The following is a 25,787-nucleotide window of genomic DNA, read 5'->3' as shown; positions in this document are numbered from 1 at the left end:
AGTTCAAGTCGGAAAATCGGGCCCGCGGATCGACGCCGATCCGCGGGCCGGCAAAAAACCAACCCGTGGGGCCGCTAGCCGATGGCGTCCTTGACGATCTTCAGCAACTGCGTGGGTTCAAAAGGCTTGGTAAGACTTGCGATCGCCTTGGGAATAGCGTACTGGATCGCGTTGAGCCCGCTGATGACCACCACCGGAGTGCGCTTGAGCGCATCGTCCTGGCTGATCTTGCGGTAGAACCTCGGACCCCACTCATTGGGCATTTCCAGGTCCAGCGTGATCAGGTCGGGCTTTTCGCTCTTGGCGATATCCACGGCCTCGGCGCCGTCATTGGCGGTCACGGTTTCATACCCGTTGTCGCCGAGCAGTTCGGACAGATACGAACGGATTTCCTGGTCGTCGTCGACGATGAGAATCTTCTTGGACATAACGTTCCTCCTGGTACTCACGAATCAATTCGCTTGATTCTTGATTTGCCGCAGTCGCTCCCGCCAAGGCCGGCTGCGGCATTTATATTTTTCAAGGCGCGCCCGGCACACACCGGGCGCGCCGCTCTTCTTTTCTAGACCTTGTCCGGCTTGCTCACGCTGACCACCGGGCACCCGGCGCGCAGGATGACCTGCTCCAGGGTGGACCCGATGGACGCCAGCTCCGGGTCGAGCTCGCGGGAGTGGTGCGCCAGGACGATCAGGTCGGCGGACCGCTCGCGGGCGATTTTGACGATTTCCACGTAGGGCACGCCCTCCCAGACCTCGATGTCGAAGTCCTTGAAGTCGCCCATGAGCGGGCCGTAGGTCTCGCGGATGCGGGCCCTGGCCGCGATGAGCTTGTCCTCGATGTCGTTCTGGTCCAGGACCTTGCCGCTGATGTCCAGGGCATGGAACAGGGTCAGGTCGCAGCCCAGTTCCTTGGCCGAATTGAGGGCGAACTTGAAGGCGTTCTCCGCCTGCTTGGAGAAGTCGGTGGCGAACACGATGTTGCCGAACCCGCCCCAGTAGGAGGCGGTCTCGCGGTGCACGGTCATGACCGGGCAGCGGGCAGCCTTGGCCACGCGCTGGAGCGTGGAGCCGGGGTAGCCCTTGCGGTAGGCGGACGAATCGCCGGAGCTCGCGCCCATGACGATCAGGTCCGCGTCCTCGGCCCGCGCGGCGCGCAGGATCTCGCGGCTGGGCACGCCCGTGGTGGTCACGATCTTGGCGTACTCGACCGACTCGATCTGCTTCTCGAAGGTGGATTTGAGTTCCTCCTCCACCCAGGCGCGGTATTCGTCGTCGACCTCGATCTCCTCGCCGGTGCGCACGTCGTTGACCACCTGGGAAAAGGCCTTGGTGGGCACGCCCATGACGTTGAACACCACCACCTCGGCCCCGTAACGTTTGGCCATGTCGAAGGCCACCCGCGCGGCGCCGAAGGTGGACGGAGCACCGCTGGTCGCCAGTAGAATCTTCTTGAACATAGATCACCTCGTCCTTTGGTTACACGGTCTCCGGTCTATTCCTCGGGGGGGAGCAGGTGCTTGGGCACGTCGAGCATGCCGATGACCAGGGGCTTGAGGAAGGACCAGCGGATGCCGATCTTGTACTCTTCCTCCAGGTCGCGGATGGCGTCCCAGCAGTTGTGGCAGGGCGCGATGACCAGCTTGCAGCCGGTGTCGAGGATCTGCTCCATCTTCTTGCGCAGGGCCACGTTGCGCTGCTCGCGGTACTTGCCGATGCCGTTGAATCCGCCACCGCCGCCGCAGCAGTAGTTGTGCTCCTTGTTTGGGGCCATCTCCACGAAGTAACCGGGCTCCACGATGTAGCTCAGGATCTCGCGGGTGACGTCCTTCAGCCCCTGGTTGCGCACGTAGTTGCAGGAGTCCTGCAGGGTGACCGGTTCCTTGATCCGCTTGGTCGGGTCGATCTTGAGCTTGCCGGTACGCAGGGCCTCGGCCAGCCACTCCACGTAGTGGATGTAGGGGACCGGGGGCTGTCCGTCGGGACGGCCCGCCCAGTAGGGGCCCTCGATGACCGTGGCGCGGTGCGCGTGGCCGCATTCGGTGCCGATGGCCCGCTTGGGCTTGAGGCGCTCCAGGGCGGCGTAGACGTTCAGGACGTTGTCCTTGCAGCACTCCCAGTCGCCGGCGAACATGGACAGGGAGGTCTGCTCCCAGCCCTCGGAGGGCACGGTCCAGTTCTCGCCCGCCACGTGGAAGAGGATGGCCGCTTCGGCGATGTCCTCGGGGTAGTGCTTGGGCTCGCGGGCGTTGCAGGTGTACATGATGTCCGCGCCGACCTTGTCCACGGGGATTTCCAGACCCGGCCAGTCCTCTTCGTTTTCCTCGGCCATCCACTCGCAGGTCTCGACCCAGTCTTCGGTGGTCACGTCCATCTGGGCGCGGTACACGCGGTGCATGCCGGAGCCGATCTTGAGCTCCCACGGCACGAAGCCCTGGGAGTAGAGCAGGCCGCGCAGGTAGCTGAACATCACGCCCATGTCGATGCCGAGGGGGCAGTACATGCCGCAGCGGTTGCAGCAGGTGCACTTGGACCAGGCGGTCTCCATGCACATCTGCATGAACGCGTTGTCGACCTTGCCCTTTTTCTTGACCATCACCCCGAGGGTGGACTGGATCTTGTAGGACGGGACCTGTTCGGGCACCCGGCCGTTGACCTGGTACAGGAAGCAGCTTTCTGCGCACAGGCCGCAGTGGGCACAGATTTCGAGCCAGGTCTTGGTCCTGGACTTCATGGTCTTCTGGATGGAGGCCCAGAGCTTGTCCGAGTCCACGTCCAGTTGGTTCATCTCTTCGTAGTATTGCTTGCCGCCCTTGTCGCCGAGGGTCGCCTTGAGCTGTTCCTCGGTGTTGATGGGCGTCTTGTTGCAGAATTTTCCTTCAGGCATTTCGGTTCTCCGTAATGTAAGGCTAAAGCCCGGTTACCAGGCCATGTCCGTGCCCTTCATGCCGCCGCGCTTGATGCCGTAGTCCATGCCCAACTGCATGCGGGACATGAAGAACAGCACCACGTGGCTGAGCTTGGTGAAGGGCAGGGCCAGGAGCCAGATTTCGCCGCTCAGGATGTGGGCGGCCAGCCAGAAGTTGTAGTCCCCCATCTCGTACCGGGCGATCAGGCCGGTGATGAACGGCATCACCGAGATGACCAGCAGCAGGTAGTCGTAGAAGGTGGTGATGATCCGCACCTCGGGGAAAGCGATGCGCCTGAGGATCAGGAACAGGCCGCCCACCAGGCAGATCCAGGCCAGGCCGTCGGCCACCCCGGTGGGCAGGGCGGGCAGGCTGAACCCGAAGGCGTTCTGGAGCATCACGTTGTGTGCCGCCAGGAAGATCGGGGTGACCAGCAGCCCGATGTGGAAGGCGAAGAAGATGAGGGTGAAGCCGGGGCGGGTCTGCCACAGCCGGGCCTTGAACGGGATGATGAAGGCCACGATGGAGCGGATGCCCCCCCGGATGCCGTATTTCATATTGGGACGGTACGCCACGCGGTCGAGCTGCCAACTGAGGCCCTTGACATACATCACGGCGCGAACGAGCAGGCCGCCGAAGCTGACGGCAAACGTCAGCCAGAGCATGGGCCCGGTCAGGAAATCGTACATTTCCGCTTCTCCTTGATAGTCATATCGTTAATTTTTAAACGATGGCCTTAGCGGCTAGTCGTCCTTCTTGTTGCCGCCCATCAGGAAGCGCCAGTACAGGGTCGCCGCCACGAGGATGCCGCCCATGATCAGGTAGATGGTCCCCTTGGTGAACGTGTAGTAGTCTTGGAGCGTGTAGAATTCCATGGCAACCTCCTAGTGTTCGCCCTTGTAGTCGGGATGCTCGTAGAAGATGGGCATCCGGGTGCAGATGAACCGGAAGACCAGCACGCCGATGGTCACCACGAACAGGGAGATGGTGATCTCGCCCCAGCTCGGGAAGTACCGCTGCGCGGCCGGGAGCTGCCAGTTGAAGGCGACCATGGAGATGTTGAACCGGTTGACGATGATGCCGAGCACGGTCAGTCCGGCGGCCCAGCGGATCACGGTCAGATTCTTGTCCCGCACGCCCACGGCGTACAGGAAGGACGGCAGGGCCACGAAACCGAGCATCTCGACCAGGTACCAGGCGCCGTAGCCGGTGGTCAGGTAATGCCAGTTGTTGTCGTAGGCCAGGCCGATGAGCTTGATGGCGAAGTACCCGAACAGCACGAGGGAAGCGGCCTTGCCGAAACCCAGGATCAGGCCGTCGTGGTTGTCCAGGTACTCCTTGTCCATCAAGTGGTGCATGGGCTTGTGGGAGAGGGTGCCCTCGAAGATGACCATGGACATGCCCGCGCAGATGCTCGACACGAAGAAGAACACCGGGAGATACTGGGAGTACCACAGCGGGTGCAGCTTCGAGGGGGCGATGGTGAACAGCGCGCCCAGGGAAGACTGGTGCAGCGTGGACAGGACCACGCCCAGGATGGTCAGGGCCAGGGTCATCTTGACCACGATGTTGCGGATCTTCTTCATACCCAGCCACTCGAACAGGGCGGGCGTGAACTCGATGAACAGCACGGTCAGGTAGAGCATGACGCACAGGCCCACCTCGAAGAGCAGGGACGTGGTGCCCTGCTGGACGAAGATGGGGTAGGGCAGCCGCCAGGGACGGCCGACGTCGTAGCCCAGGGCGAAGACCACCAGGGCGTAGCCCAGAAAGGCGGTCAGGATGGCCGGGCGGACCCCGGCGTGGTATTTTTTCAGTCCGAAGAGGTAGCAGGCGGCGGAGGTGGTGTACCCGCCCGCGGCCAGGGCGACGCCGCACATCAGGTCGAAGCCGATCCAGATCCCCCACGGGTTGTTCTGGTCCAGGTTGGTGACGGCCCCCAGGCCGCTAGTGAAGCGCATCACCGTGACCACCAGCCCGGCGATGAGAATGACCGTTGCGATAAGATTGAACGGCGTGAAGAGGGACTTCTTCGCGACCGCAGTGGTTTCGACAGACATCTAGGACTCCTCCTCGTTGCTTCCGGCGTCCTCTTCCTTGGGAGCGAGCGCCTCTTCGACGGCCTTCTTGACTTCGACCTCGATGCGCCGCTGGCTGGCCTGCTCGGCCTTGCCCAGCTCCTGGTGGAGTTTCTTCTCGGCCTCTTCGCCCGCCTTGGTCAGGGCGTCCTTGACGGCCTTGACGCGCTCGTCGTTGGCGACCTTGGCGTTGCGCTTGCTGACGGCGTAGATGCCGCCCAGCAGCACGGGCCACAGGCCGACCACCATGGGCACGGCGGCCAGGGGTCCGGCGGTCAGTTCAGGGGCCGAACTGGTGCCGAGGTCCTCGCGCATGCCGAGCTCGGTAAAGGGCACGCCGGACAGGTACATCCAGCTGGTACCGCCCATCTCGTGCTCGCCGTAGATGTGGTCCACGTAGCGGTCGGGGTAGGTCTCGATGCGCTTGCGGGCGATCTGGATGAGGTCCGCCCGCAGGCCGAAGGTCAACGCCTCCTTGGGACAGCGCTCCACACAGCCGGGGAGCTTGCCCTCGACAAGGCGGGGGTAGCACATGGTGCACTTGCGGACCCGGGGGGTCAGCGGTTCGTTGTATTCGTAGGCCGGGATCGAGAACGGGCAGGCCACCATGCAGTAGCGGCAGCCGACGCACACGGAGGCGTCGTAGGTCACCGCGCCGTTGGGCTGCTTCTTGAAGGCCCGCACGAAGCAGGCCGAGGCGCAGGCCGGCTCCAGGCAGTGGTTGCACTGGTTCTTGCGGAAGACCGGACCCAGGGAGGTCTGGTACTTGTTGACCACGGTAAAGGTCTTTTCGTCGGTCCGGCGCTCGGTGTCGAGCACGGTCAGATCGTCGAACGGCTTATCGGGTGCGGGCAGCTCGTTGACCTCGTTGCAGGCCAGCTCGCACTGGCGGCAGCCGATGCAGCGGGTCGCGTCAAAGAGCACGCCGTGGGTGTCGGGGTGCGGGCCGAAGTGCTTGTTTCCGGCCTGGGTCGGCTTGGCCAGCGCTGCGCTCGCGCCCGCGGCACCCAACAATCCGAGGAAGGTTCTGCGTAACATCAATGTCTCCTTCGGCTAGTTGGTTTTCTTCTCGTGGCACGCGACGCAGTTGGTGGCGGCGGGCTTTTCGAGCTTCATTTCCTTGTGACACGTCATGCACTGGCCGTGGTAGGCGGCCTTGAGCCCCGGCCTGCCTTCGGTCTCGAAGGGCTTGCCGTGGCAGGAGGCGCACTTGGGCGGCGTCAGGGTGGCAGGGGCGTTGTGGTGGCAACCTGCGCACACGGCCTCGGGGGTCGCGTGGAAGGTCGCGGCCAGCTTGTCGCCCTGCATGCCCTTGTACAGGCTCATGACGATCTTGCGGTGGGGCATCTTGCTCGGTCGGTACTGGTCGGCCAGCGCGCCGATGGTCACGAACTCGGGGATGTCCTTTTCCGGGACCATGGCCTGGGTCCGGGGACGGGCCGCGATGACCCTGGCGGCCTCGGCCTGCTTTTCTTCCTTGCTCATGGTGACCGGGTCCGCGGGCGCGGTGGCCATCATGGACATCATGCCGGACTTCTCGCCGACGCCGACGTTGTGGCAGGTGGCGCAGGAGTCCTTGGACAGGACCTTGGCGGCCGGGCGGGCCTCGTGGCAGCCGGCACACTGGGGCTTCTTCTGGGCCTGGGCATGGCAGCCCACGCAGGTGGCCGGGTCGCTCACGTCGTGCAGGGCCTCATAGGAGGCGTCCAGCTTGGCGTTGACGCCGTCCTTGTGGCAGGTCAGGCAGGAATCGGCCTGGGCCTCGTGCAGCTTGTGGTCGAAGGCCACCGGGGCCATGCCCGTGGGCTTCAGGTCGGCGGCGCCGGGCTTGGCCTCGGGGGCCAGGAGCACGGCGTCGGGCTGCTTGCGCGGCAGGCGCGGCAAGGTGCCGCCCATGGCCTTCAGGTTCTTGGCCAGCTCCACCGCGCGCTCGGCGGTTTCCTTTTCGCCGTGGCAACCGGCGCACTGCACCGGGCCGGAGCGGTCGGCCTTCTTCTCGATCAGGCTCTCATGGCAGGTCACGCACTGGCTGTGAAAGACGTCCTTGAGGGGCTCGGTCTTGGCCGCTTCCGAGAAGCGCCAACTGTCCTCTTCGCCGGCCTTCTTGTGGCAGGCGCCGCAGTTGGTCTCCTTGCCCGGATCGGACGGGATGACCTTGGAGTCCCAGTGGACGAAGTGGAGCATGTTGTCCATACCCGCCGGGACGCGGTCGGCCGCTTCGGGCCGTTCCTGGTGGCAACTGCGGCATTCGCCGGTTTTGGGACCGGTCTTGAAGCCCTTCTCCTCGCTCTTGACGTGGCAAGAGATGCAGTTGTCGTGATACATGTCCTTGAGCCCGGACGCGGACAACCCGGCCCGGTCCTCGCCCTCCAGCCGGTCGAAGGCCAGGGTCAGGTTCCCCTTGGCGTCCTTCTTGTGGCAGGATGCGCAGCTCATGCCCTGATCCTTCAGGGCCTTGGTGTGCAGGTCGTGGCGGAACACGACCGCCGGTTGTTCGAGTGACTCCAGCTTGGCGATGGTGTCGATCATGATCACGTCCGGTTTCCCGGCGGCCTCGTTCGCCGTGTCGAACATGCCCATGGCTTCCAACTGGAAGCCGAGCACCCCGGCCAGCGCGATCACGATGGCAGTCAATCGCAGTATCCGTTTACCGTTTGCCATGTGTCGATCCCTTTCTCAAAAGCGTTGATGGCAATGAACCGGCCTTTCGGCCCGTTCCCCTGGTCCCGTTTCCGGAAACCTCCGGCCCCCCAAGCGCGGCATCTCCCGCCGCGCGAAAATCCGGTCTTAAACTCCTCCCGGTTGGGTGGGTTAAAATACCTACTCAACCACGAGGTTTTAATACCTACCTGCCCGGTATGTTAGATGTCAGGGATACGTCAAGCAGAAAATGCGAGGTGGGAACTGTTCTTAATTTTGATACAACTATATGAAATAGATTGGGAACCGGCTGAGTAGGTTATTTGAAAATCATTCTCAGGACAGGCGCCGAGGCCAGGGCGGGCAAAGGGTTTGCGAGAAAATTCACATGCCCGATACCGGCACGGAAAAAAGTGGAGTACCGGATCGGAAACGGGGACGAAGGAGAAGAGTCCCTTCCGTGGGAAGGGAGTGTCCGGTCGCCGTGGGGCGGTGCGGGAAAGGAAGAAGACGGGGCCGGCCGCGGGGTCGGCTCCGCCGGCCGGAGGGGGGAGCGGGGCTAGGGCTTTTTCACGATTTCGTGGACCCAGCGGTTTTCCGAGACGCGCTCGGAGACCACATAGCCCTTTTCACGCAGGAAGCGCATTTTTCGACCACCGTCCCCGGTGGAGAAGAGCCGTTGACCAACCTGGTGTTGGGAGAGAAATTTCATGGCCGCTTTTTTATAATTGGTGAATAAACTGAACATCGAAAGACCTCCAATCTTGCCGGGGGATGAAACCTAGCACCGACATGCTAGGCAGTCCACCACAACTTTGGGCTCCTTTCAAGCTTGTGCAACATATTTTCATCATTGCCGAAGTCGAAAAAAAACTACCCGTTTTTGCACATCTCCGACGAGGTGTGCAGATTCGCTCGCCAAAGAGGCAGCCGATCGCCATGAGAAGGGCGCAACGGAAGCGCGGAGCCCGGCGAAGGTGGCCGGGCCTGTCTTCGGGAGACTCGTTTTTATACGTCATCCATGCCCCCGCAGTCACCCGTTTTCGGACTTCTGGGGCCGGTATTTATTCCCGATGCAGTATGAATATTGACGCAATCGTTCAAATGAAACAATGAGGAGGGACAACTACCCACAGGAGGTTCGCATGGAAAAGATTCTCATCATCGGATGCCGCAATACCATGGACGACGTCTGCATCGGCTGTTCCCGCTGCCTGGTGGCCTTCAACCGGCGCGAAGGCCAGTTCGAGCGCTACAAGGACCAGGAGGCCGAGGTCCTGGGCATCCTCAACTGCGGCGGGTGCCCCGGCGCGTCCATCGTCCAGCGGCTGGCCCAGGTCAAGCTCTGGAACGTGCCCCTGAAGGAGCAGCCCACCGTCATCCACATCGGCCCGTGCCTGTCCGACCACTGTACGCACGCCGACGACGTCATCACCAAGATACAGGCCAAGTCCGGCCTGCCGGTCATCGAAGGCACCCACCCCTACATGCCCGAGAAGATCTGGGCCTGAGCGGGCCCAAGCCATTTCAAATCCGAACGGCGGTCGGGGGGAGGGACCACCTCCCTGGCCGCCGGAACCCGGCCCGACCGCCGCCGTCCCCAGGCCCGATGCCGCGCAACGGGTCCGGGCCTGCGCACGGGCGTCTGTCCTTCTCTTGACGGGCAGGCGCTTGTTCGCACTTTGCCTTGTGATCGATCGGCGGAAGCGTACGGGAGCCGGTGGAGGGTGTGCTTCCGAGGTTGTCTCTCATTCATTTGTCGTGGATGATTTTTCTTGTTCCCCGTTCGTGCCGCCACGGCCGGGATGACCAAAATCGTCCGCTTGGCAAGGGCGATTCAGAATCCGGGACGGAAACGGTCAGGGTGGTATGGAGGGCAATATACGGGAAGCCCCCTGGACGGTGGCGCAGACAAGGAGGCCGTGATAGAGAGTGTGCCGATTCGTTGGGCATGGACCCTGCCCAGGTGAAGAGACAATCAGTCATCTATTTAAAAAAACAGGAATAAAAGCTTGAATGCCAAACATATCCAGCGCATCTCGCAAGAACTGGCGCTCTCCGACAAGCATGTAAAGGCCGTGGCCTCGCTCCTCGACGAAGGGGCCACGGTTCCTTTCATCTCTCGCTATCGCAAGGAAGCCACGGGCAGCATGGACGAAGTGGCCGTAGGCAAAGTCCGTGACCGGCTCACCGAGTTGGCCGAACTGGATAAGCGCCGCGACGCCATCCTTTCCTCCTTGGCCGAACGCGATCTTCTCACTGATGAACTCAAAATCGCCATCGAGAACGCCAGGGACAAGACGATCCTTGAGGATCTCTATCTTCCGCACCGCCCCAAACGGCAGACACGCGCGAGCATTGCCAAGGAACGCGGCCTGGCTCCTTTGGCGAAGTTGATCTTCAAGCAGGTGGGCGTTACCCCCCAATTGGAGGCGAAATGCTTTGTTGACGCTGACAAGGGTGTCCCCGACGTCGAGACCGCCCTTGCCGGCGCACGGGACATCATCGCGGAAGATGTCAGCGAGCAATCCAAGATACGTGGAGCCCTCCGCGTCCTGTTCGTGAAGCGTGGCCGCTTCCAATCTAAGGTCATCAAGAAGATGATGGAAGAAGGGCAGAAGTTCCGGGATTGGTTCGAGTGGGATGAGCCGCTTGTGCGTGTCCCGGGACATCGGGCCTTGGCCATGTTCCGGGGAGAGAAGGAAAAGGTTCTCCGGCTCTCCTTGCGACCGGCGGATGAGGAAGGCGTGGGTCTGCTGGTTCGTGATCTGGTCCACGGTTCCGGCCCCGATGCCCAGGAGGTCGAACGGGCCCTTGAAGACTGCTACAAACGCCTTCTGCGCCCCTCCATTGAAAACGAGGTCCGTGCAGAAATCAAGAAGCGGGCGGATGCCGAGGCCATTGGCGTATTTGCCTCGAACTTGCGCGAGTTGTTGCTTGCGGCGCCTCTTGGCCAGAAGCGTGTACTGGCTCTTGATCCCGGCTTCCGAACGGGTGCCAAGCTTACCGTTCTCGACGCCCAGGGCGCACTTCAGGATCATACCACGATCTATCCGACCGGCTCAAGGAAACAGCAGACCGACGCGGCGCACATACTCGGCAATCTTTGTTCACGATATGACGTCGAAGCCATAGCGATAGGCAACGGCACGGCAGGACGCGAGACCGAGGCCTTCGTGCGTGGGCTTGGTCTTGGTATTCCCATCGTCTTGGTCAACGAGTCCGGCGCCTCCATCTACTCGGCCTCCGAAGTGGCCAGGCGTGAGTTCCCGGATCTTGATCTCACGGTGCGCGGCTCCGTTTCCATCGGCCGCAGGCTCATGGACCCGCTGGCCGAACTGGTCAAGATTGATCCCAAATCGATCGGGGTGGGACAGTACCAGCACGACGTCGATCAGACCGCTTTGAAAAAGGGACTTGACGACGTTGTGGAGCGGTGCGTCAACTCGGTCGGCATAGACCTTAACACCGCCAGCGTCGAGCTGCTCACCCATGTCTCTGGTCTTGGACCGGTATTGGCTGAGAATATCGTGGCTTACCGAGAGGGAAATGGATCGTTTTCGTCACGGCGCGAGTTGCTCAAAGTGCCTCGGCTTGGCCCCAAAGCCTTTGAGCAGGCCGCCGGCTTCCTCCGTGTCAAGGGCAAGGAGATTCTCGACGGCAGTGCCGTCCACCCCGAGCGATATGATCTGGTGAAAAAGATGGCCAGGGACGCGGGGTGCTCTGTTTCCGAACTGGTTACGGATGAGGACTCCCGAACCCGTGTGGACATCAAGTCCTATGTTTCCGATGAGGTCGGCCTGCCGACCCTTCGAGACATCATGAGTGAGCTGGCCAAGCCCGGCCGTGATCCGCGAGCCGAGTTCAGCGTGTTTTCCTTTGCCGAAGGGGTGAACGACATCAAGGATCTTCACGAGGGCATGCGGCTGCCCGGCATCGTCACCAACGTCACCAAGTTCGGTGCCTTCGTCGATATCGGTGTTCATCAGGACGGCCTGGTGCATATCAGCCAGCTCTCGGACGGTTTTGTCCGTGACCCTTCCGACGTCGTGGCTGCCGGCAAAGAGGTGGAAGTTACCGTGCTCAGTGTGGATGTTCAGCGACGGCGAATCGGGTTGAGCATGAAAAATGGATAATCCCTTTGTTGGACACGTCGTGTGGTCCGTGCGCAGGCGTGCCTGGTGCGGGGACCATTGCTTGAAAAGAAAAGAGACAGTCTCCAGACTGTCTCTTTTGGTTGACGATTGGCGGAAGCGTACAGGAGTATGTCGTGCAGGACGCTTTGCTGCCTCCCCCCATCAATTCGGCATAGTTGATTTTTCCGCTATTGCGCTGCCGTGGCCGGCACGACCGGTACCTACCCATCCTTTTCTAAAGCCGCCGTTGAAATCGAGCGACTTTTTCCTTGCGCTATTCGCGATTCGCGAATAAAGAATGGGTATGTTGAAACCACAAGACGTCGTAATCTTGGTGAAGATGGCAGTGCAGCCAACCCCATATGACTGGTCCTACAATCGACTCGCGTACGAATTGTATATGAGTCCTTCTGAAGTCCACGCTGGGGTTAAAAGAGCTGTGCAGTCCCGGTTGTTCGATTCCAATAGAAAACGTCCGATCCGCAGGGCCTTGGAGGAGTTCTTGATCCATGGGGTCAAGTATGCATATCCCCCGGTAATTGGGCCCGTGACTCGTGGTATACCCACGGCACACGCGGTTCCTGTGTTGGGAAAAGACTTGGCTGTGTCGGGGGACGATATCTTTGTATGGCCTCATCCCGAGGGGCAGTGCCGGGGTATGGAATTGTCTCCGTTATATAAGACTGTTCCCGATATGGTTGCCATGGATGAACGACTTTACCATGCTCTGGGAGTGTTGGATGCCATCCGTATTGGGCGGGCGCGCGACCTGAAGCTTGCGGAAGTGATCCTCTTGAAATTAATACGGAAAGATGAATCGCGATAAATATCAAGCTGTCGATCGAGTGGTCGAGGTCGCACTCTTGCTGGGAGACTTGGCAGGGCAATGTGTTTTCGTTGGTGGAGCCGCCACAGGCCTCCTGTTGACCGACCCTGCGACACCAAATGTGCGACCGACGCTAGACGTCGACGTAATAGTCGAGCTTACGACAACAGGTGAACTCTACCGGCTCCAAGATGCGTTGAGGGCCAGAGGCTTCATGGAGGATATGGAGTCCAAGGTTATTTGCCGTTGGAGGCATCATCCCATTATTCTTGATGTTATGCCAACAAAACCAGAAATACTGGGATTCGCTAACCGCTGGTATCCCAATGCCGTTCGGTATGCGCATGAACGTTCCATTGATGGGGTGCGTTTGCGTTTCGTAAGCCCTGCCTATTTTTTGGCAACGAAGCTGGAAGCATTTCATGGTCGCGGTGGCGGTGACTACATGGCGAGTCATGATATGGAAGATTTTATTGCTGTTCTCGATGGCCGCTTGGAAATCGTGGATGATGTGGCCGGAGCTGATATTGAGGTGCAATATTATCTTGCAGACCAATTCGACACCTTGTTGAGTGACGATGATTTTCTTGATGCGTTGCCGGGGCATCTCCCCGGTGACGCTGCTAGCCAGGCAAGAGTGCCGTTGATTATCGAGCGGATGAAATCAATTTCAGCGCTAAAGGCTGTGCGATGATTTCCTTGGGCGGGTTTGAAAAGGAAAAGGCCTGTATGACAGGCCCTTGTGATCGATTGGCGGAAGCGTACAGGAGTCGAACCTGCCCGTGACATCACTGCCACACATTGGTGAGATTCACCAGTTGTTCCACCGTGTTACCAACGAAATGATCCGGTTTTTGCAAAGCCGGAAAACGTCGAATTTTGGTCAAAATGGACCAAAAATGGACCAAAATCAAGGTGCAGTTTTTCGAGGGCTGGTAAGGGCTGGCAGGTGATGCCGAAAATAAAGAGGGTGCAGAAATGAAGAGCCCCTCGGTTGAGGGGGGTTGAATAACTAGGCGGAGAGGAGGGGATTAGAACCTCCAGCTGAGTTTCCCCCGCACACGTTTTCCAAGCGTGCTCCTTGAGCCGTAATAGGTTTTTTCTTTGGTTTAAAATACTTATCAAAGTACAACTGGAGCCAAAAGAAGCTGTCCGAGGGTCTATTTTTCAGCAACTCACCGAAGCAACTGCTCGCTCTGCTATAGCAAAAACCAAGAGAAAAGGGTCTTGATCGAACATCATGACGGACATATTATACGTCTATCTGAAATAGATATTTCGAACAACTCAAGGCCGTGAGGTAGTAAATGGAAAAATTTGTCAACCTCCAAATGTCTCGCAAAATGGCTGAAACCGTTGCTACAGGTGCTTTGGCGATAATACCGGGCGTGGGGCCGGGCTTGGCTGTCGGATATACGATTCTTCAAATATGCATGGATCGCGCAGCGGAATTGAAGAACCAACAAGCAAAAAAGCGGATCACTGATTTCTCCAAGCGACTCCTCAGCGATGACATTGAACCTATTTCTTTTGATGAAGAGGTTATTGAGGACTACACTCGGCTGATAGAGTCCATGATCCGAGATGACGAAGACGAAAAGGCAGACTACTACTCCAGAATGTTCGTGTCTTTCGCAACGGAGAACATTGGTAAAAATGAAAAACTCCATTTACTAAAGACGGTTCGAGAGTTGACCTCGTATGACATTGAAGCTGTGAGAAAAATGTATGTGTATCACAATTTCGACGTTAAAGGGACATCCGCTATTAACGTCTCGGCTCACACATACTGCCTGCCAAAATTAATAGATATGCACATCCTTGAGGCTGCGGAAGGCAAGCAGTCCCTGTCCCAGATCGGCGCAAGATTTCTTCACCTGATCTATTCCGAAGATGAGTTAACCCCAGAGGCAATTGGCTGGAAAGTGTGGCGAAACATCACCTACCACCTGGTGTCATTTTCAGACTTGAATACGAATGAGTATGAGTTGCATGGGCGTGTACTGGATGCGTTCTCCGCTATCCTTAATGACTATGACTTCAAGACAGAAGGATGGGACCTCATGAATTCCCGCCTCGAAAAATACAAACTGCTCTATCCGGGCAGATTACTGGTTATTCATGATGGAAAAACGCAAGGGAAATTGGCTGAGACATTGTGCCGCCGACTAGCTGGTGGGTGCGGGATAGTTGTATGCGTAACTGATGCCCCCGAAAACGACTCGTTGGCACACCTGAAGGAAGAAGAGCAAATGGTCTATTTCACAATGCCCAAGAACCATGATTGCATTCCAGAGATTGCAGATAAGTTTCGGAGGATAATGGAATCGATAGTGGAACATGAGAAGACGCATTCCACGTGATTGGTCGTATGGGTGTGAAGTAAAAGCACAACAGTGGAGGAGACATGGCACTGGAATCAAAAAAAGTTGTCTGGGAGGAATTGTCTACGGAGCTTGGTAGTAAATGGAAGTTGAAGAGTTTCAATGAACAATCTCCACAAACATGGAAAAGTTACCTAGAAAATCAGATTGAATACTGGGATGCTGACAACCCATCAAGCGAAAGGTTTCAATACTATTTTGGTGACAAAGGTGGATATGAAGGCTTTTTAAAGTACGAAAGAGAACAGTATTCAAGATACGTCGAGTGCCATAAAGAGTGGCATTCTCTATGTAGAGTCGGTGAGCTTGTAGATATATCTATCAGATGTTGCCATCTTTACTTATCCAGAAACTGGACGGGTAAGCTGAAAGCGAACAATTCTGACTTGGATATTGTGCTGCAAAGTGTTGGCGAATCGTGTCTATTTGGATTTGGCAGATATGAACACCATTACTACGCATGTGATATTTTTCAATATGGGACAATTGTGGCTGATGAAAGAGATTATGCAATAGCAAGTATAACAGGAAGAAGTGTATCTCCAGAAAGCATCATGACGCATGAACTCAAAACGCTAGGCAAACTGTATTGGAACCCAAGAGCACGGATTATGAAAATTGATGATGCTGCTTTCCAAGTTGTTGTTTAGCTGCTGTCCATCTCCAAAGAGAGATTGTGAATGACGCTTACCCCAGTCGCTCCAGCAACCTCTTTACGCTGGAAGGGTGCCACTTTCCGCCACGTGCGGTTTTGATCTTCTGGGCGTTCAACTCCTTCGCGATCCCAGAAAAAGATGTTGTCCCACCTTCTTTGATCTTCTCCACCGTAGCCCGCAGAGACTCGGCGAGTGCATCGGCATTGGCCTTTATTGCCTTCACCCCAAGCTCATTGCCGTACTGGCGAAGGTGAGCAGCCCCGTTAGGACAGCCCAGCTTGACGCCACGAGCCTTCGCTGCAGCCAGAGCTTCCCTAGTCCGTTTGGAGATCATCTCGCGTTCCTGCTGGGCGACGAGTGCCATGATGCCTACGGTGAAATTGTTCGCATCCGGCATATCGGCGCAGACAAAGCTCACACGGCTCTTTTCAAGGCCGAGCAGAAAGTGAGCATCACGAGAAAGCCGGTCGAGCTTGGCGATAACGAGAGTGGCCCCTGTGAGCTGGCAACGCTCAAGAGCCTTGGCAAGCTCCTTGCGGTCAGCCTTCTTGCCGGATTCGACTTCCACAAACTCTCCAAGAAGCTCCCAGTTGCCTCCGTTGAGATAGTTGGTCACGGCTTCGCGTTGAGCCTCAATGCCCAGACCTGAGCGACCTTGCTTTTGCGTCGAGACTCTGAGGTAGGATATGAAGTTGCCGTTCATGGGAATCGTCCTTGTTGGCTGTTACCAAATTCGCTTACGTTCGTTAGGAGATTTGATAAGCTCTGTTTGAAGTATTTGTCAAGCGTGATCCGTAACGCATTGTTGACCGTGATTCGTAACGCTGGTAATTGTGTGATGCGTGATGTCAATTAATACGTGAGCCGTAACGGAGTGAACAAAGTGGCAAGGCAGACCAAACGGGAACAGAGACAGAAAGCCGCTGCTCGTCAAAAGAAGCATCGCGAGAGTATCAAGGAAGCCGGTGGGCGTACTCTCAAAGTGACGCTGGGAGGTGAGGCGGCAGGGCAGTTCCGGCAGATCATGGAGGCGGTGAAGGCCGCGTCTCCGAATACATCGCAATCGGAAGTCGTGCGGCTGATGATCGCAAAGACATATCGGGAGGCGGTGGACTTAGCCAAGGCTCATACAGAAGGCGCTTCCGTAGTCGATCAACAGCCAGAGGCAACCGCAGAAGACAAGCGGCAGTCGAATATGAAGAGCATTGAGAAGGCTCTGGCCGTTGATTTTGGGATTCCCTACAAGCCTTGATGGAGTTGGGTGACTACGCCCAGAGGCCGCAAAGCCCCCCCCTAATTCAAATTTTTTTCCCCTAGAGCCGCAACGGTTCTAGGGCTTTTTTGTGTTTGTCCCGTGGAAAAAACTGTTGCTGGTGCGAGTAGTATTGTGTGGCCGAGACGAAAACGGCCTTCCGATCGCCCCAGTCGAGTCAGTATTTTACGGGGCAAATCGCCGGGGAAATGAAAATATTTTTTTGCCTCGCAAAGCCACGGTTGCCAACACAATCTGGGCAGTGTGATTCCCGCCCCGTGGAAAAGCGGAGGCCTCAAGAGTATAAAGCTTATGTAACAAACGAAAATTCCATGCGGTGCTCCGGGTACGAGAAAGGGCAGTCCTACAAGAGGGCTGCCCTTCTTCATTTGGCTCGGAGTATTGCACTCTGCAAACTGACTGGAGGTATTATGAACAGTCTACACAGGCCAAGGAACAAGACGTACCGGCTTAAGCCGGAAACGATCCAGTTTATCGACGGTTTTGCGATGACTTATGGAGTCTCGAAGAACGCGGTTGTGAATCTGGCAATTCTCGACATGAAAAAGACACTTGATGCCGTCACAGCAGACGACCCGCACAAAGGTGCTGTCGCTGCGATGGCCTTCGGCATGCAAGCTGAGAAACTCGATCACTAGGAGGATCACCTATGGAAAGTACGAGCAAACACATTACCTTGCCCACCCAGATGTACAACAGGGTAAGCAGGGTTGCCGAACAGACCGGCGCACCGTTTAGCCGCCTTGTTCTGGCTGCTCTGAATGAGATGTTACCCCTATGGGAAAAGGGGTTGGCTGGTTTCTACATTGATAACCCCCAAACCTTCGAACATCAGGTCAGGGCGTATCTGCATGAAGCCGAAAGAAAGCGGTCTCAGAGGTCGCTGAACGAATTGCTTGGGAAAGCCGAGTAGGCACCAGCAGTATAGATAGTGCTGGGGGCAAGAGTAGCTGTGGTCGTGCATGGTTCGCTTGATCGAGAAGCCTAGAACCGCAAGACAATCGCCGTTACTCCCCCTCGTGGTAAGGAGCCGCAGGAAGCAGGGCACCGCGTGTCGCCCAAAATTTTTGACCCCTTACCCCCGGTTTTGCCCCATCCCAGCACACAGGAGCAAACACAATGCCCACGAAGAAAACCCGCTACAGACCCGACCTATCCACACTGGATAATGTAGCAGCCGAGGTCGGGAAAATCTACAGGCTGATGCGAAATGCCGAAATCCCCGTGAACGACGGAAGCAAGTACACCTACGTCCTGCGCGAGATGTTCTCGATGATGGAGAAGATCAAGACTGTTCGCTCCATCGAGGAATTGGAAGCCCAAATCGCAATGCTCAAGGAGGGCCAGACTCATGTCGGAAATGACGATGAAATTGCGGAAATTGCAGAAGGACTGCAATGAACTCGTAATCAAGAATCAGCCCCCGATGTTCGTCTGGCAGTGTGTCTCGGTTGACCATGATCTTGTCCAGAACGCGCAAGACTACGACCCTGTCGATGTCCACCTGAGACCAGTAGACCTACCAGATGATCCAGCCGAGTTGATCCAAATGATCAACCAAGGCGAAGTGCTCCTGCTTTCAGGGATACTTCGCCTTTTTTGTGTCCCCGCCTCAATGAACCTCGACCAAGTCGGGAAGCTCATTGAAGCACTGAAACGCCGCTTCGGCGGTAATCACTCTGCCGTCTATCGGGCGGCATACAAACTTCTCTTCCCGGAGGGGAAATAATATGGAAAAGCAACTTTCTGAATTGAAGGCGATGGTCACCAAGCTCGCCGCCGAAGTCTCCACAATCAAGCTGGATGCAGCCGATACCCGGATTCATCTCAAGGCGACCATGGGAGATGTGAATTCTCTTTCCCGTCAGGTCCAGACCATCGACAAGCTCGTGGACGCTGTCCAGAAGGTCGAGGCCCAGGTTAAAGAGCAAAAGGCCACGACCGAGGCCAAAAAGATGTCCATGACCGAGATCGGCGCACTCTACAAGAAAGACCCCGTTGCCGCTCGGAGGGCGATGGAGGCACAGGGAATGAAGATCGACACTGGATGGGGCGGCAATCCGTGGATCAATCGGGACGTGACCGAGCAAAAACGAATCCGCAGCATCGACCCTGAGTTGGCCGACAGACTTGAAGCTCAGGCCGCAGCGCATTACGCTGCCTCGATTCGTTAACCAAATCCACCCGCCCCAGCATGTGCTTCGGTGCATGCTGGGGTGTTTTTGAAGGAATCCCCGATGTCTGACGATGACTTGAAGCGACTTTGCATGCTGGCGACCCAATCCACCCTTGAACATGCCTTTGACTCCGAGGAGCTTGCCGAGGAGAGGGAACTGGAAGCCAACGTCGGGCCTGTCCATCGGGCTTTCATTCTCGTGTACGACGAATCTGCCCAGCCAACCCAGCCTTGTGTCCCGGAACCAACTCTCAAAGTCCAAAATGGTGATGACGTTTACTTCGTTTATCTGCTGGCCGAGGTCGAAGCGAGGGGCGGCGAAGTCGTCGGAGAGATCACCAATCAGCATCCTCTTGAAATCGCCCAGAATCGGGCTGTAGAGGCTTCGGCGCACTGGAGCCAGTACATGCGGTGCCAAGACCATTTCCGAAGGCTCACAGGGGCAAAGAGGTTGTCGGATTGGTTCCCGAATCCGCTTCTTGGTTATGGCGTGGTCCTTGGTGTCAGCCAGAGGGGGTTCTACCCCGGCGACTTGGTTTCGGCGTACTGTGAGATCGCCAAGACCAACAAAGAGCAGTCAGTCATCAAGGCAGGGAAGGCCAGAGGGGCGCAACGGAAACGCGAAGTCGAACACGGCACGATCCCAGACATGGAATTGGCCGTCGAATCTCTCCTTGAGGAGGGAAGCAAGCCAACGCAGAAGGCGGTTGCCGAGCGTTCTGGGTATGGCATTGCGACGGTCAAGAGACACTGGAACCATGATCGGATTGTGAAAGTGAGAAACCGCTTTTGATGCATTCTAGAGAGGGTATCACAAGCGTCTATTTATTATATATTTATATTATATTTTACATTGAAGAGTAAATTACAAAGTAAATGTCATTTAAAATGAAAAATAATAAAGAGAAAATAGACGCTTCTGATACCTTTTCTGGGAAAAGGTAGTTTGAAGTATTTAAAAGCTGTTTTTCGGCACATTCGTGCCGAAGGTGCTTCGCACCGTTCGTCTCCGACAGTTTCTCTGGGAACAGGAAACAGACAAGACCCAGCACACAAAACAGTCTTCCACGCAAAAAGACAGATTATCCCAGCTACCAAATAGGTTGCTCCCAGAGAGGAGCAACAGACACATATCAGCATCCCGCACAAAAATGGATTCAGGGCTGCCGCCAGCATGCCCGGATTTCGCTCAGAATTGCCCCGTAAACGGCCTTGTGGCACGACCATGATAAATCTCTGCTACGAAGATCCAAAAACTCCTTAGAATCGAAATTTGAGCGACAGGCGTCCGCACCCTGACGGACGATGCCGGTGAGCCGTGGTTCGTCGCCAAGGATGTGTGCGACGTTCTGGGCATCAAAGATCAGGCCCAGTCCGTAAGGTACTTGGATGATGACGAAAAGAATACCCTGTCTATTAAACAGGGTAATCGTGGTAACCCCACGACCACCATCATCAACGAATCAGACCTGTATCCCTGATCCCACCCCACTGTTTAAATTAGCCCAAGAATAATGTCCCGGCGGTGATCCGCCACGAAGAGGTGATGGTTTTCGGTGCCCCGATTCTGGTGGCCGTGCTGGAAAATGGCGAGAAGTATGTGTCTCCGCGCCATATTTGCGAGGCTATCGGCGTGAGTTGGACAGGCCAGAGCCGAAAGATCAAGGAGGATGAGGTGTTGTCGGCCTGTTGTGAAGATATCGTCACGGTAGTGCGTAATGGCGCGAATCGCCAGATGACGATGCTTCACATCGACAAGATGTCTGGCTGGCTCTTCGGCATCAACGCCAACCGGGTCAAGCCCGAAATCAAACCGGCCCTCGTTAAGTACCAAACCGAAGCCTTCGCCGTGCTGGATGCGTGGTTCCGCAAGAACGCCCGTGCGGCCACCGATCCGACCGACATGATGGCGATGATGCAGGAGACCATCCAGAAGGCCCTGGCCCCGTTGCAGGTCCAGTTGGAGGCCGTGGTCATCGACAACAAGGCCATGAAGCCGAAGGTCGAGGCCTACGACAGCATCACCGAAGAGGGCCAGAAGTTCCTGCTCACCAACGTGGCTCGCGAAGTCGGTGTCGGGCGCAAGGCACTCATTGCTCTGCTGGTTGACGGAGGCGTTTTGGAGACCAGCAATGTCTACGGCGAAAACCGCAGTCTTCCCACCGACTATGCCAAGAACACAGGCCTGACCACGGACTATCACAACCCCGTGGGAACTGTGAATCCGCACAGCTTCTACCTGACCGCCAAGGGCCGGTCCCTGTGTGAGCGTCTGGCCTACGACTGGAAAGCCCAGCAGCAGAAAGCCGCATAATGCACGTCACCACCAAGAAACAGGATGTCGGTTTCGTGCCGACATCCTTCACGATCACCGTCGAGAGTCTGCGCGACTTGGAAGACCTCTGGGCCGAACTCAACGAATTCGAGTGCGAAACGCTCGACGGCCTGTTCGAGCACGTCAGCAAGCGGCTCGAAGAAGAAACGGAGCGGGGGTAGCGAAATGATCGTCAAATCGGAAAGGGAGAAGGCCGGATTCACCCCGATCACCTTCTCCGTCACCGTCGAGAGCTATGGGGAACTGAACCAACTTTGGTCAGCCCTCTACGACAGCAACGACCCGTTCATTGAAGACCTTTTCAACGAGGTCGTTGCCCGATGCAAAGAGGAGGATGACGAATAATGGATTTTCCCGAAAACAAAGGCGCTTTCAGGCTGTCACTCGTCGGCCTCGCCATCATCATGCCGATCTACTGGCTCTGTGTGGCTGCTTCCGAATTCTGGAAGCGTGAGCCGATCACGGAAGTCTACAAAGACATCTGGAAGGCCTTCAAAAAGGGCGGGATGCTGTGATCCAGCCTCCCAAAAACAAGACCCTGTTCAGGCTGGCCTGTGTTGGCGGTGTGGTTGTCCTGCCGTTCCTTTATGCCGGTTACCTGCTCTGCGAGTGCTGGGACTGCATCCAGGACAAGTGGAACGACGACAACCCGTTCAAGCACTACGGCCAAATGTGGAGAGCCTTCAAGAAAGGCTCTCCTCTCACAAGCAAAGACAAGCAAGGAAAATAAAATGGAAACGACTATTTTCAAATATGCGGGTGGTAACGACCTCCGCACCCTGATGGACAAGAACGACGAGCCTTGGTTTGTTGCCAAGGATGTGTGCGACGTTCTGGAGATCAAAAATAGCCGCCGTGGTGTAGCCGGTCTCGATGACGACGAGAAGGGTGTTCATACTGTGAACACCCCCTCTGGGATGCAGGATATGCAGGTCATCAACGAATCCGGCCTGTATTCGCTAATCCTCCGCTCCCGCAAGCCCGAAGCCAAGGCGTTCAAGAAGTGGATCACCTCGGAAGTCCTGCCCAGCATCCGCAAGAAGGGTGGCTACATGGTCGCCAAGGCCGACGAAACCCCGGCTGAGATCATGGCCCGTGCCGTGCTGCTGGCTCAGGACACCATCAAGCAGCGTGACGAGCGGATCGCGGCACTGGAGGCACGGAAGACCGCTCTGACAAAATTTCCCTATATTCTTGGTAGCTGGACCAAGACACTCTCAATGAGCTAAAGGATCATGCTCAAGCTGAGACTCTGATCGAGCAAATATTCAAAACTACCGGAGACTAACATGAAACGGATCATCGCACTCATTCTCTTGGCCCTCTCTATGACGGCATGTGGAGCAGGGACTATCACGACGCACCAACTCAAGGCCGAGCCGTTCAAGTATCGAATCCTGACTGTGGACGAGCCGTACAACGAAGCCTACAATAGGCTTCTGGCCGGGATCGCGGACGGAGCCGTTCCTCCGCTCAACACGCTCCGGCCCATGCCTACGAACATCGACCCTCAGACTAAGACTGCATGGTGGAGCGCAAACAATTTCATCCGTGTCGAGTTCGAGCCGGTCGATGACGCCCACTCAAAAGTACACATCTGGGAGGGCATGAATGGGTTCACCAAGATGACCGACGAGATGGTGATGCTTTTTGCTCCGGTGACGGCCTCAATACAGGGGGTGGTTCCTCAAGCCGGGGCGGATTCATAAGCGGTCACGACATGTCTCTTGCTTGGTACTCCGTTCCCGTATCATGCACTGGATTAAATGTACTATCGAATGGGTGCCGCCTTCCCAGTGGATACTGGAAATGCCCCAATGAGTGCAACCACCATGCGGAATAGTGACAGGTAACCGCCACAACAAAAAACGCCCCTTAACGGGGCGTTTCTTTTTGGCACGTATTAGGACTAGTGCTTCACAACAGAGCAAGTCAGCCCGTCATCGTTCATGGTGATCGTTTCGCCGGTCTCGGAACAGTAAAAGAGGTCGCGTTCTTGGTCGAGCAGAACGGAGTCAACACGAGATACATAGTCAGCCGGTTCAATGCGAATAGAGATATTCATCGGAGTAAGTCCTTTGGGTAGAGGTTGATGTGGATATGCAATCGCCAACTGAGGCGGTCACCGCTTACGGAGGCTCCAGTGGCTACTAGCCAGAGGAGCAAAGTCGATGTCATACGAGATTTTCAGGATCACGCCTTCATATCTCGTTCGTATATTGTAGGGACAAGCGTAGTAGTCGCCGCTCATGCTTTGTTGTCGCTGGCCTGTGGAGTCAGAATGCCCGGCCGTTTCCTCGATCATGCGAATATCTGCACCAGCCTGTTTTGCGGTGTTAATGAAGGTCACTCGGAATGAGTGGAAATCCTTCTTGAAGCCGGGGCGCGGGGGAGTGATTTTGATCTTTGGCTTGAATCGGTCATTGAACCATGCGGAGGCGTCTTTGCCGTATTTTCCCCGATACGGTTTGCAGTCTGGGAATATCCGTTTAGCCCTTGTCCTCCGTACTTGGTTCACGAACTCAATAAAGCCGAGATCGGAGACTAAAACAGGGTGAAGAGGCACGATCCTGTTTGCGTTGCGTGTTTTCAGGCGGGTGTTTTCGTCTTTTTGGCTTGGTCGGATATGAAGGCACCAGATGCCGTCGATTTGGACGATGTCCTTGCAGTATGCTTGGCAGAGTTCAGCGAGCCTTGCGCCTGTGAAAAGGCCGAGTAGTGGCAACCAGAACTTGAAAGCTTTCCATTGTCTGTCATCGACATAAAGAGAGTGTGAGAACATCTCTCGGAGGTCGTTCAGCGTGTACGGCTCATGCGTCGAGAATCCCGGTTTGCCGCCCTGAACTTTCTTGCCCTGTGCGTAATTCGTTTCGATGTGGCCTTGGTTGATGCACCAAGTGAAGAAGCGACCCAGCACCCCTACTTTGTCGTTGATGGTTCGGGCTGAGGTAAATCTCTTGTGGTAGAGTGCAGCAACTTCCCGGATTGTCTTGCCAACGAAGTGCTTTCTGTAGTTTGGCGGTACCTTGCCCAGCGTCTCGGCGTAGAGTCGTGCGTCCTTGTGCCCAATCAAGCTGATTGGCTTGTTGCCGACTGTTTCAATGAATTCTTGAAGCGCGTATCCGTATTTATCTTGGGTGCCTCTGGTCTTCTTGGAAATCATTGTTTCCATGTACTCGGTAATCAAGTCGGACAACTTTGGTGATGTGTCTGGTGACTCTTTCGATTTGCCAGAAGCAGTGTTTGCCTCAGCTTGATCGATGATGTTCGTGAGAATTCGCCTCAGATCGTCTCCAGAGATCATGGGAGGGTGGGCAGGATCAAGCAGAGCTTGAAGCATTTTGTTGAGCCTTTTTGCCCTTCGTTGGGCATCCCGTTTGCTGCCTGTTTTCAAACTCAATTTGAAGACGGACAAGCCGAGGACTGATTCCAGATTGGGGGAGAAGCGGTAGCGGAAAAAGTAGTTCCCGCCGTGCTGGATGAGATGGGACATTTACACCCTCCTCTGAGTCGAAACTCATGGTCTTGTGGACCAAAAATGGTCCAAATTTGCGGTGCAAAAATGGACCATTTCGAGGGTGCTGACCCTGTTTAAGTCACGTAAGTGCTTAAAATTATTGATAAATTTGGCGGAAGCGTACAGGAGTCGAACCTGCCCGTGACATCACTGCCACACATTGGTTTTGAAGACCAAGCGACACACCGGTGCCGAAACGCTTCCTCGAATTGTCGCGCAGGCACGCCGGTTGGGGCGTTGGGCGGGGGAGAGGGGCGGCGTTCGGATATACGCGGTCCCTGCTCCCTCCACTCGCCTGCGGAGGGCCGGAAGGAGCGGGCGCAGGGCGCGTTCTCTCCGGGGCCGCCAGGCAGATGCCTACTGGAAACAGACCCCTATCAAGTTTGTCCGGGGGCGACAAGGGAGTTGTGTTTGGGCGTGGTTTTGCACCGGCCTATGGAAACGGGGACGGCGGAGGCGGGGGCGGCAGGCGGAAGAGGCTGAAGGGCTTCTCCCGGTTGCGCTTGATCAACTCGTCGAGCTCGGCCTGCTGGGTCTCGGTCAGGTGGCTCTTCACCCGCCTGATGCCGTCGGTAATGATGGCCTGGGCCTTGGGGCGGAGCTCCGCGTGCACCGCCTCGAGGCGGTCCAGGGTGGCGACGACATCGGCCCGCACGGCCTTGGCCGCCTCGCCGGTCAGGTCCAACTCGTGGGACAGGGTGGAGGACAGCCGCTCGGCCATCTGCGCACGAAATGCCTCGCGGTCCCGGGGCGGGGCGAAGTGGAGCCGGAGGAACAGGCCGGTTCCGGCCACGCCGGACAGGGCACCTGCCAGGAACACCGCCATGAAGGCGGTCCAGATCTTCCAATTCCGCATGGGGT

The 25,787-nt window shown here is 56.7% G+C and carries 31 protein-coding genes and 1 tRNA gene; 19 read left to right on the top strand and 13 right to left on the bottom strand.

Annotated features, from left to right (window positions below):
- Positions 1-74: 74 nt before the first annotated feature.
- From divK to V8V93_RS18300, 9 genes are all read right to left on the bottom strand, one after another.
- Entirely contained in the window at positions 75-428 is a 354-nt protein-coding gene (divK, locus tag V8V93_RS18340) for a DVU0259 family response regulator domain-containing protein (protein WP_338668079.1), read from the bottom strand.
- Between the two features lie 134 nt (positions 429-562).
- Positions 563-1,456: a universal stress protein gene (locus V8V93_RS18335; protein WP_338668078.1), complete on the bottom strand. Its 894-nt coding sequence runs from the start codon at positions 1,454-1,456 to the stop codon at positions 563-565.
- Positions 1,457-1,491: 35 nt separating this feature from the next.
- Positions 1,492-2,883 (bottom strand): sulfate respiration complex iron-sulfur protein HmcF, encoded by a 1,392-nt coding sequence (hmcF, locus tag V8V93_RS18330; protein WP_338668077.1) that lies wholly within the window; start codon positions 2,881-2,883, stop codon positions 1,492-1,494.
- A 33-nt stretch (positions 2,884-2,916) separates the two neighbouring features.
- Positions 2,917-3,594, bottom strand: a complete 678-nt coding sequence (hmcE, locus tag V8V93_RS18325) for a sulfate respiration complex protein HmcE (RefSeq protein WP_338668076.1) — start codon at positions 3,592-3,594, stop codon at positions 2,917-2,919.
- A gap of 54 nt (positions 3,595-3,648) precedes the next feature.
- Positions 3,649-3,780 carry a sulfate respiration complex protein HmcD gene (gene hmcD / locus V8V93_RS18320; RefSeq protein WP_071544730.1) on the bottom strand — a complete coding sequence of 44 codons (132 nt, stop codon included), beginning with the start codon at positions 3,778-3,780 and terminating at the stop codon, positions 3,649-3,651.
- 9 nt (positions 3,781-3,789) lie between these two features.
- Positions 3,790-4,965: a sulfate respiration complex protein HmcC gene (gene hmcC / locus V8V93_RS18315; RefSeq protein WP_338668073.1), complete on the bottom strand. Its 1,176-nt coding sequence runs from the start codon at positions 4,963-4,965 to the stop codon at positions 3,790-3,792.
- The gene (gene hmcB, locus V8V93_RS18310; protein WP_338668072.1) at positions 4,966-6,021 is read right to left on the bottom strand and encodes a sulfate respiration complex iron-sulfur protein HmcB; all 1,056 of its coding nucleotides are present in this window, start codon (positions 6,019-6,021) and stop codon (positions 4,966-4,968) included. It abuts the gene before it with no gap.
- 15 nt (positions 6,022-6,036) lie between these two features.
- The gene (hmcA, locus tag V8V93_RS18305) at positions 6,037-7,617 is read right to left on the bottom strand and encodes a sulfate respiration complex hexadecaheme cytochrome HmcA (protein WP_338668071.1); all 1,581 of its coding nucleotides are present in this window, start codon (positions 7,615-7,617) and stop codon (positions 6,037-6,039) included.
- Between the two features lie 565 nt (positions 7,618-8,182).
- Entirely contained in the window at positions 8,183-8,371 is a 189-nt protein-coding gene (locus tag V8V93_RS18300; protein WP_319583426.1) for a hypothetical protein, read from the bottom strand.
- Between the two features lie 397 nt (positions 8,372-8,768).
- Here V8V93_RS18300 and V8V93_RS18295 point away from each other — a divergent pair, with 397 nt between their 5' ends.
- The 5 genes from V8V93_RS18295 to V8V93_RS18275 all read left to right on the top strand — a co-directional run bounded on the left by V8V93_RS18295 (position 8,769) and on the right by V8V93_RS18275 (position 15,619).
- The gene (locus tag V8V93_RS18295; RefSeq protein ID WP_338668070.1) at positions 8,769-9,134 is read left to right on the top strand and encodes a CGGC domain-containing protein; all 366 of its coding nucleotides are present in this window, start codon (positions 8,769-8,771) and stop codon (positions 9,132-9,134) included.
- A 501-nt stretch (positions 9,135-9,635) separates the two neighbouring features.
- Positions 9,636-11,759 carry a Tex family protein gene (locus V8V93_RS18290; RefSeq protein ID WP_338668069.1) on the top strand — a complete coding sequence of 708 codons (2,124 nt, stop codon included), beginning with the start codon at positions 9,636-9,638 and terminating at the stop codon, positions 11,757-11,759.
- A gap of 812 nt (positions 11,760-12,571) precedes the next feature.
- Positions 12,572-13,279 (top strand): hypothetical protein, encoded by a 708-nt coding sequence (locus V8V93_RS18285; RefSeq protein WP_338668068.1) that lies wholly within the window; start codon positions 12,572-12,574, stop codon positions 13,277-13,279.
- A 613-nt stretch (positions 13,280-13,892) separates the two neighbouring features.
- Positions 13,893-14,948, top strand: a complete 1,056-nt coding sequence (locus V8V93_RS18280) for a hypothetical protein (protein WP_338668067.1) — start codon at positions 13,893-13,895, stop codon at positions 14,946-14,948.
- Between the two features lie 44 nt (positions 14,949-14,992).
- On the top strand, positions 14,993-15,619 hold the full coding sequence (locus tag V8V93_RS18275; RefSeq protein WP_338668066.1) for a hypothetical protein: 627 nt from the start codon (positions 14,993-14,995) through the stop codon (positions 15,617-15,619).
- A gap of 37 nt (positions 15,620-15,656) precedes the next feature.
- Here the strand turns inward: V8V93_RS18275 and V8V93_RS18270 are convergent, their stop codons facing one another.
- Positions 15,657-16,328, bottom strand: coding sequence for a recombinase family protein (locus V8V93_RS18270; protein WP_338668065.1), 672 nt, complete (start codon positions 16,326-16,328; stop codon positions 15,657-15,659).
- A gap of 180 nt (positions 16,329-16,508) precedes the next feature.
- Here V8V93_RS18270 and V8V93_RS18265 point away from each other — a divergent pair, with 180 nt between their 5' ends.
- From V8V93_RS18265 to V8V93_RS18200, 14 genes are all read left to right on the top strand, one after another.
- Complete coding sequence (locus V8V93_RS18265) at positions 16,509-16,877, top strand: hypothetical protein (protein ID WP_338668064.1); 369 nt, start codon at positions 16,509-16,511, stop codon at positions 16,875-16,877.
- A 431-nt stretch (positions 16,878-17,308) separates the two neighbouring features.
- The gene (locus tag V8V93_RS18260; protein WP_338668063.1) at positions 17,309-17,536 is read left to right on the top strand and encodes a hypothetical protein; all 228 of its coding nucleotides are present in this window, start codon (positions 17,309-17,311) and stop codon (positions 17,534-17,536) included.
- Positions 17,537-17,547: 11 nt separating this feature from the next.
- Complete coding sequence (locus tag V8V93_RS18255; RefSeq protein ID WP_338668062.1) at positions 17,548-17,811, top strand: hypothetical protein; 264 nt, start codon at positions 17,548-17,550, stop codon at positions 17,809-17,811.
- 206 nt (positions 17,812-18,017) lie between these two features.
- Positions 18,018-18,299 carry a hypothetical protein gene (locus V8V93_RS18250; RefSeq protein WP_319583473.1) on the top strand — a complete coding sequence of 94 codons (282 nt, stop codon included), beginning with the start codon at positions 18,018-18,020 and terminating at the stop codon, positions 18,297-18,299.
- The gene (locus V8V93_RS18245) at positions 18,250-18,627 is read left to right on the top strand and encodes a hypothetical protein (protein WP_338668061.1); all 378 of its coding nucleotides are present in this window, start codon (positions 18,250-18,252) and stop codon (positions 18,625-18,627) included. The genes V8V93_RS18250 and V8V93_RS18245 overlap by 50 nt, the downstream gene beginning before the upstream one ends.
- Position 18,628: 1 nt before the next feature.
- Positions 18,629-19,072: a hypothetical protein gene (locus tag V8V93_RS18240; RefSeq protein ID WP_338668060.1), complete on the top strand. Its 444-nt coding sequence runs from the start codon at positions 18,629-18,631 to the stop codon at positions 19,070-19,072.
- A gap of 63 nt (positions 19,073-19,135) precedes the next feature.
- Complete coding sequence (locus tag V8V93_RS18235) at positions 19,136-19,867, top strand: hypothetical protein (RefSeq protein ID WP_338668059.1); 732 nt, start codon at positions 19,136-19,138, stop codon at positions 19,865-19,867.
- A gap of 544 nt (positions 19,868-20,411) precedes the next feature.
- A complete protein-coding gene (locus V8V93_RS18230; RefSeq protein ID WP_338668058.1) occupies positions 20,412-20,555 on the top strand; it encodes a BRO family protein in 144 nt (47 codons plus the stop codon).
- 65 nt (positions 20,556-20,620) lie between these two features.
- Positions 20,621-21,388, top strand: coding sequence for a phage antirepressor N-terminal domain-containing protein (locus V8V93_RS18225; protein WP_338670206.1), 768 nt, complete (start codon positions 20,621-20,623; stop codon positions 21,386-21,388).
- Positions 21,389-21,423: 35 nt separating this feature from the next.
- Positions 21,424-21,570, top strand: a complete 147-nt coding sequence (locus V8V93_RS18220; RefSeq protein WP_338668057.1) for a hypothetical protein — start codon at positions 21,424-21,426, stop codon at positions 21,568-21,570.
- A 4-nt stretch (positions 21,571-21,574) separates the two neighbouring features.
- Positions 21,575-21,754: a hypothetical protein gene (locus tag V8V93_RS18215; RefSeq protein WP_338668056.1), complete on the top strand. Its 180-nt coding sequence runs from the start codon at positions 21,575-21,577 to the stop codon at positions 21,752-21,754.
- Complete coding sequence (locus V8V93_RS18210; RefSeq protein WP_338668055.1) at positions 21,754-21,924, top strand: hypothetical protein; 171 nt, start codon at positions 21,754-21,756, stop codon at positions 21,922-21,924. The genes V8V93_RS18215 and V8V93_RS18210 overlap by 1 nt, the downstream gene beginning before the upstream one ends.
- A gap of 216 nt (positions 21,925-22,140) precedes the next feature.
- Positions 22,141-22,638, top strand: coding sequence for a BRO-N domain-containing protein (locus V8V93_RS18205; protein ID WP_338668054.1), 498 nt, complete (start codon positions 22,141-22,143; stop codon positions 22,636-22,638).
- Positions 22,639-22,698: 60 nt separating this feature from the next.
- Entirely contained in the window at positions 22,699-23,118 is a 420-nt protein-coding gene (locus V8V93_RS18200) for a hypothetical protein (RefSeq protein WP_338668053.1), read from the top strand.
- Between the two features lie 413 nt (positions 23,119-23,531).
- Here V8V93_RS18200 and V8V93_RS18195 read toward each other — a convergent pair whose 3' ends face one another.
- The 3 genes from V8V93_RS18195 to V8V93_RS18185 form a co-directional block, all read right to left on the bottom strand.
- Positions 23,532-24,902: a site-specific integrase gene (locus tag V8V93_RS18195; protein WP_338668052.1), complete on the bottom strand. Its 1,371-nt coding sequence runs from the start codon at positions 24,900-24,902 to the stop codon at positions 23,532-23,534.
- 134 nt (positions 24,903-25,036) lie between these two features.
- Positions 25,037-25,130 (bottom strand) — tRNA-Sec (locus tag V8V93_RS18190).
- A gap of 229 nt (positions 25,131-25,359) precedes the next feature.
- The gene (locus V8V93_RS18185) at positions 25,360-25,782 is read right to left on the bottom strand and encodes a hypothetical protein (RefSeq protein WP_338668051.1); all 423 of its coding nucleotides are present in this window, start codon (positions 25,780-25,782) and stop codon (positions 25,360-25,362) included.
- Positions 25,783-25,787 lie beyond the last annotated feature (5 nt).

Source organism: Pseudodesulfovibrio sp. 5S69 (assembly GCF_037094465.1).
GTDB classification, from domain to species: domain Bacteria; phylum Desulfobacterota; class Desulfovibrionia; order Desulfovibrionales; family Desulfovibrionaceae; genus Pseudodesulfovibrio; species Pseudodesulfovibrio methanolicus.
Note: the sequence above shows the minus strand (reverse complement) of the source record. Positions and strands in the feature narration are given on the sequence as shown.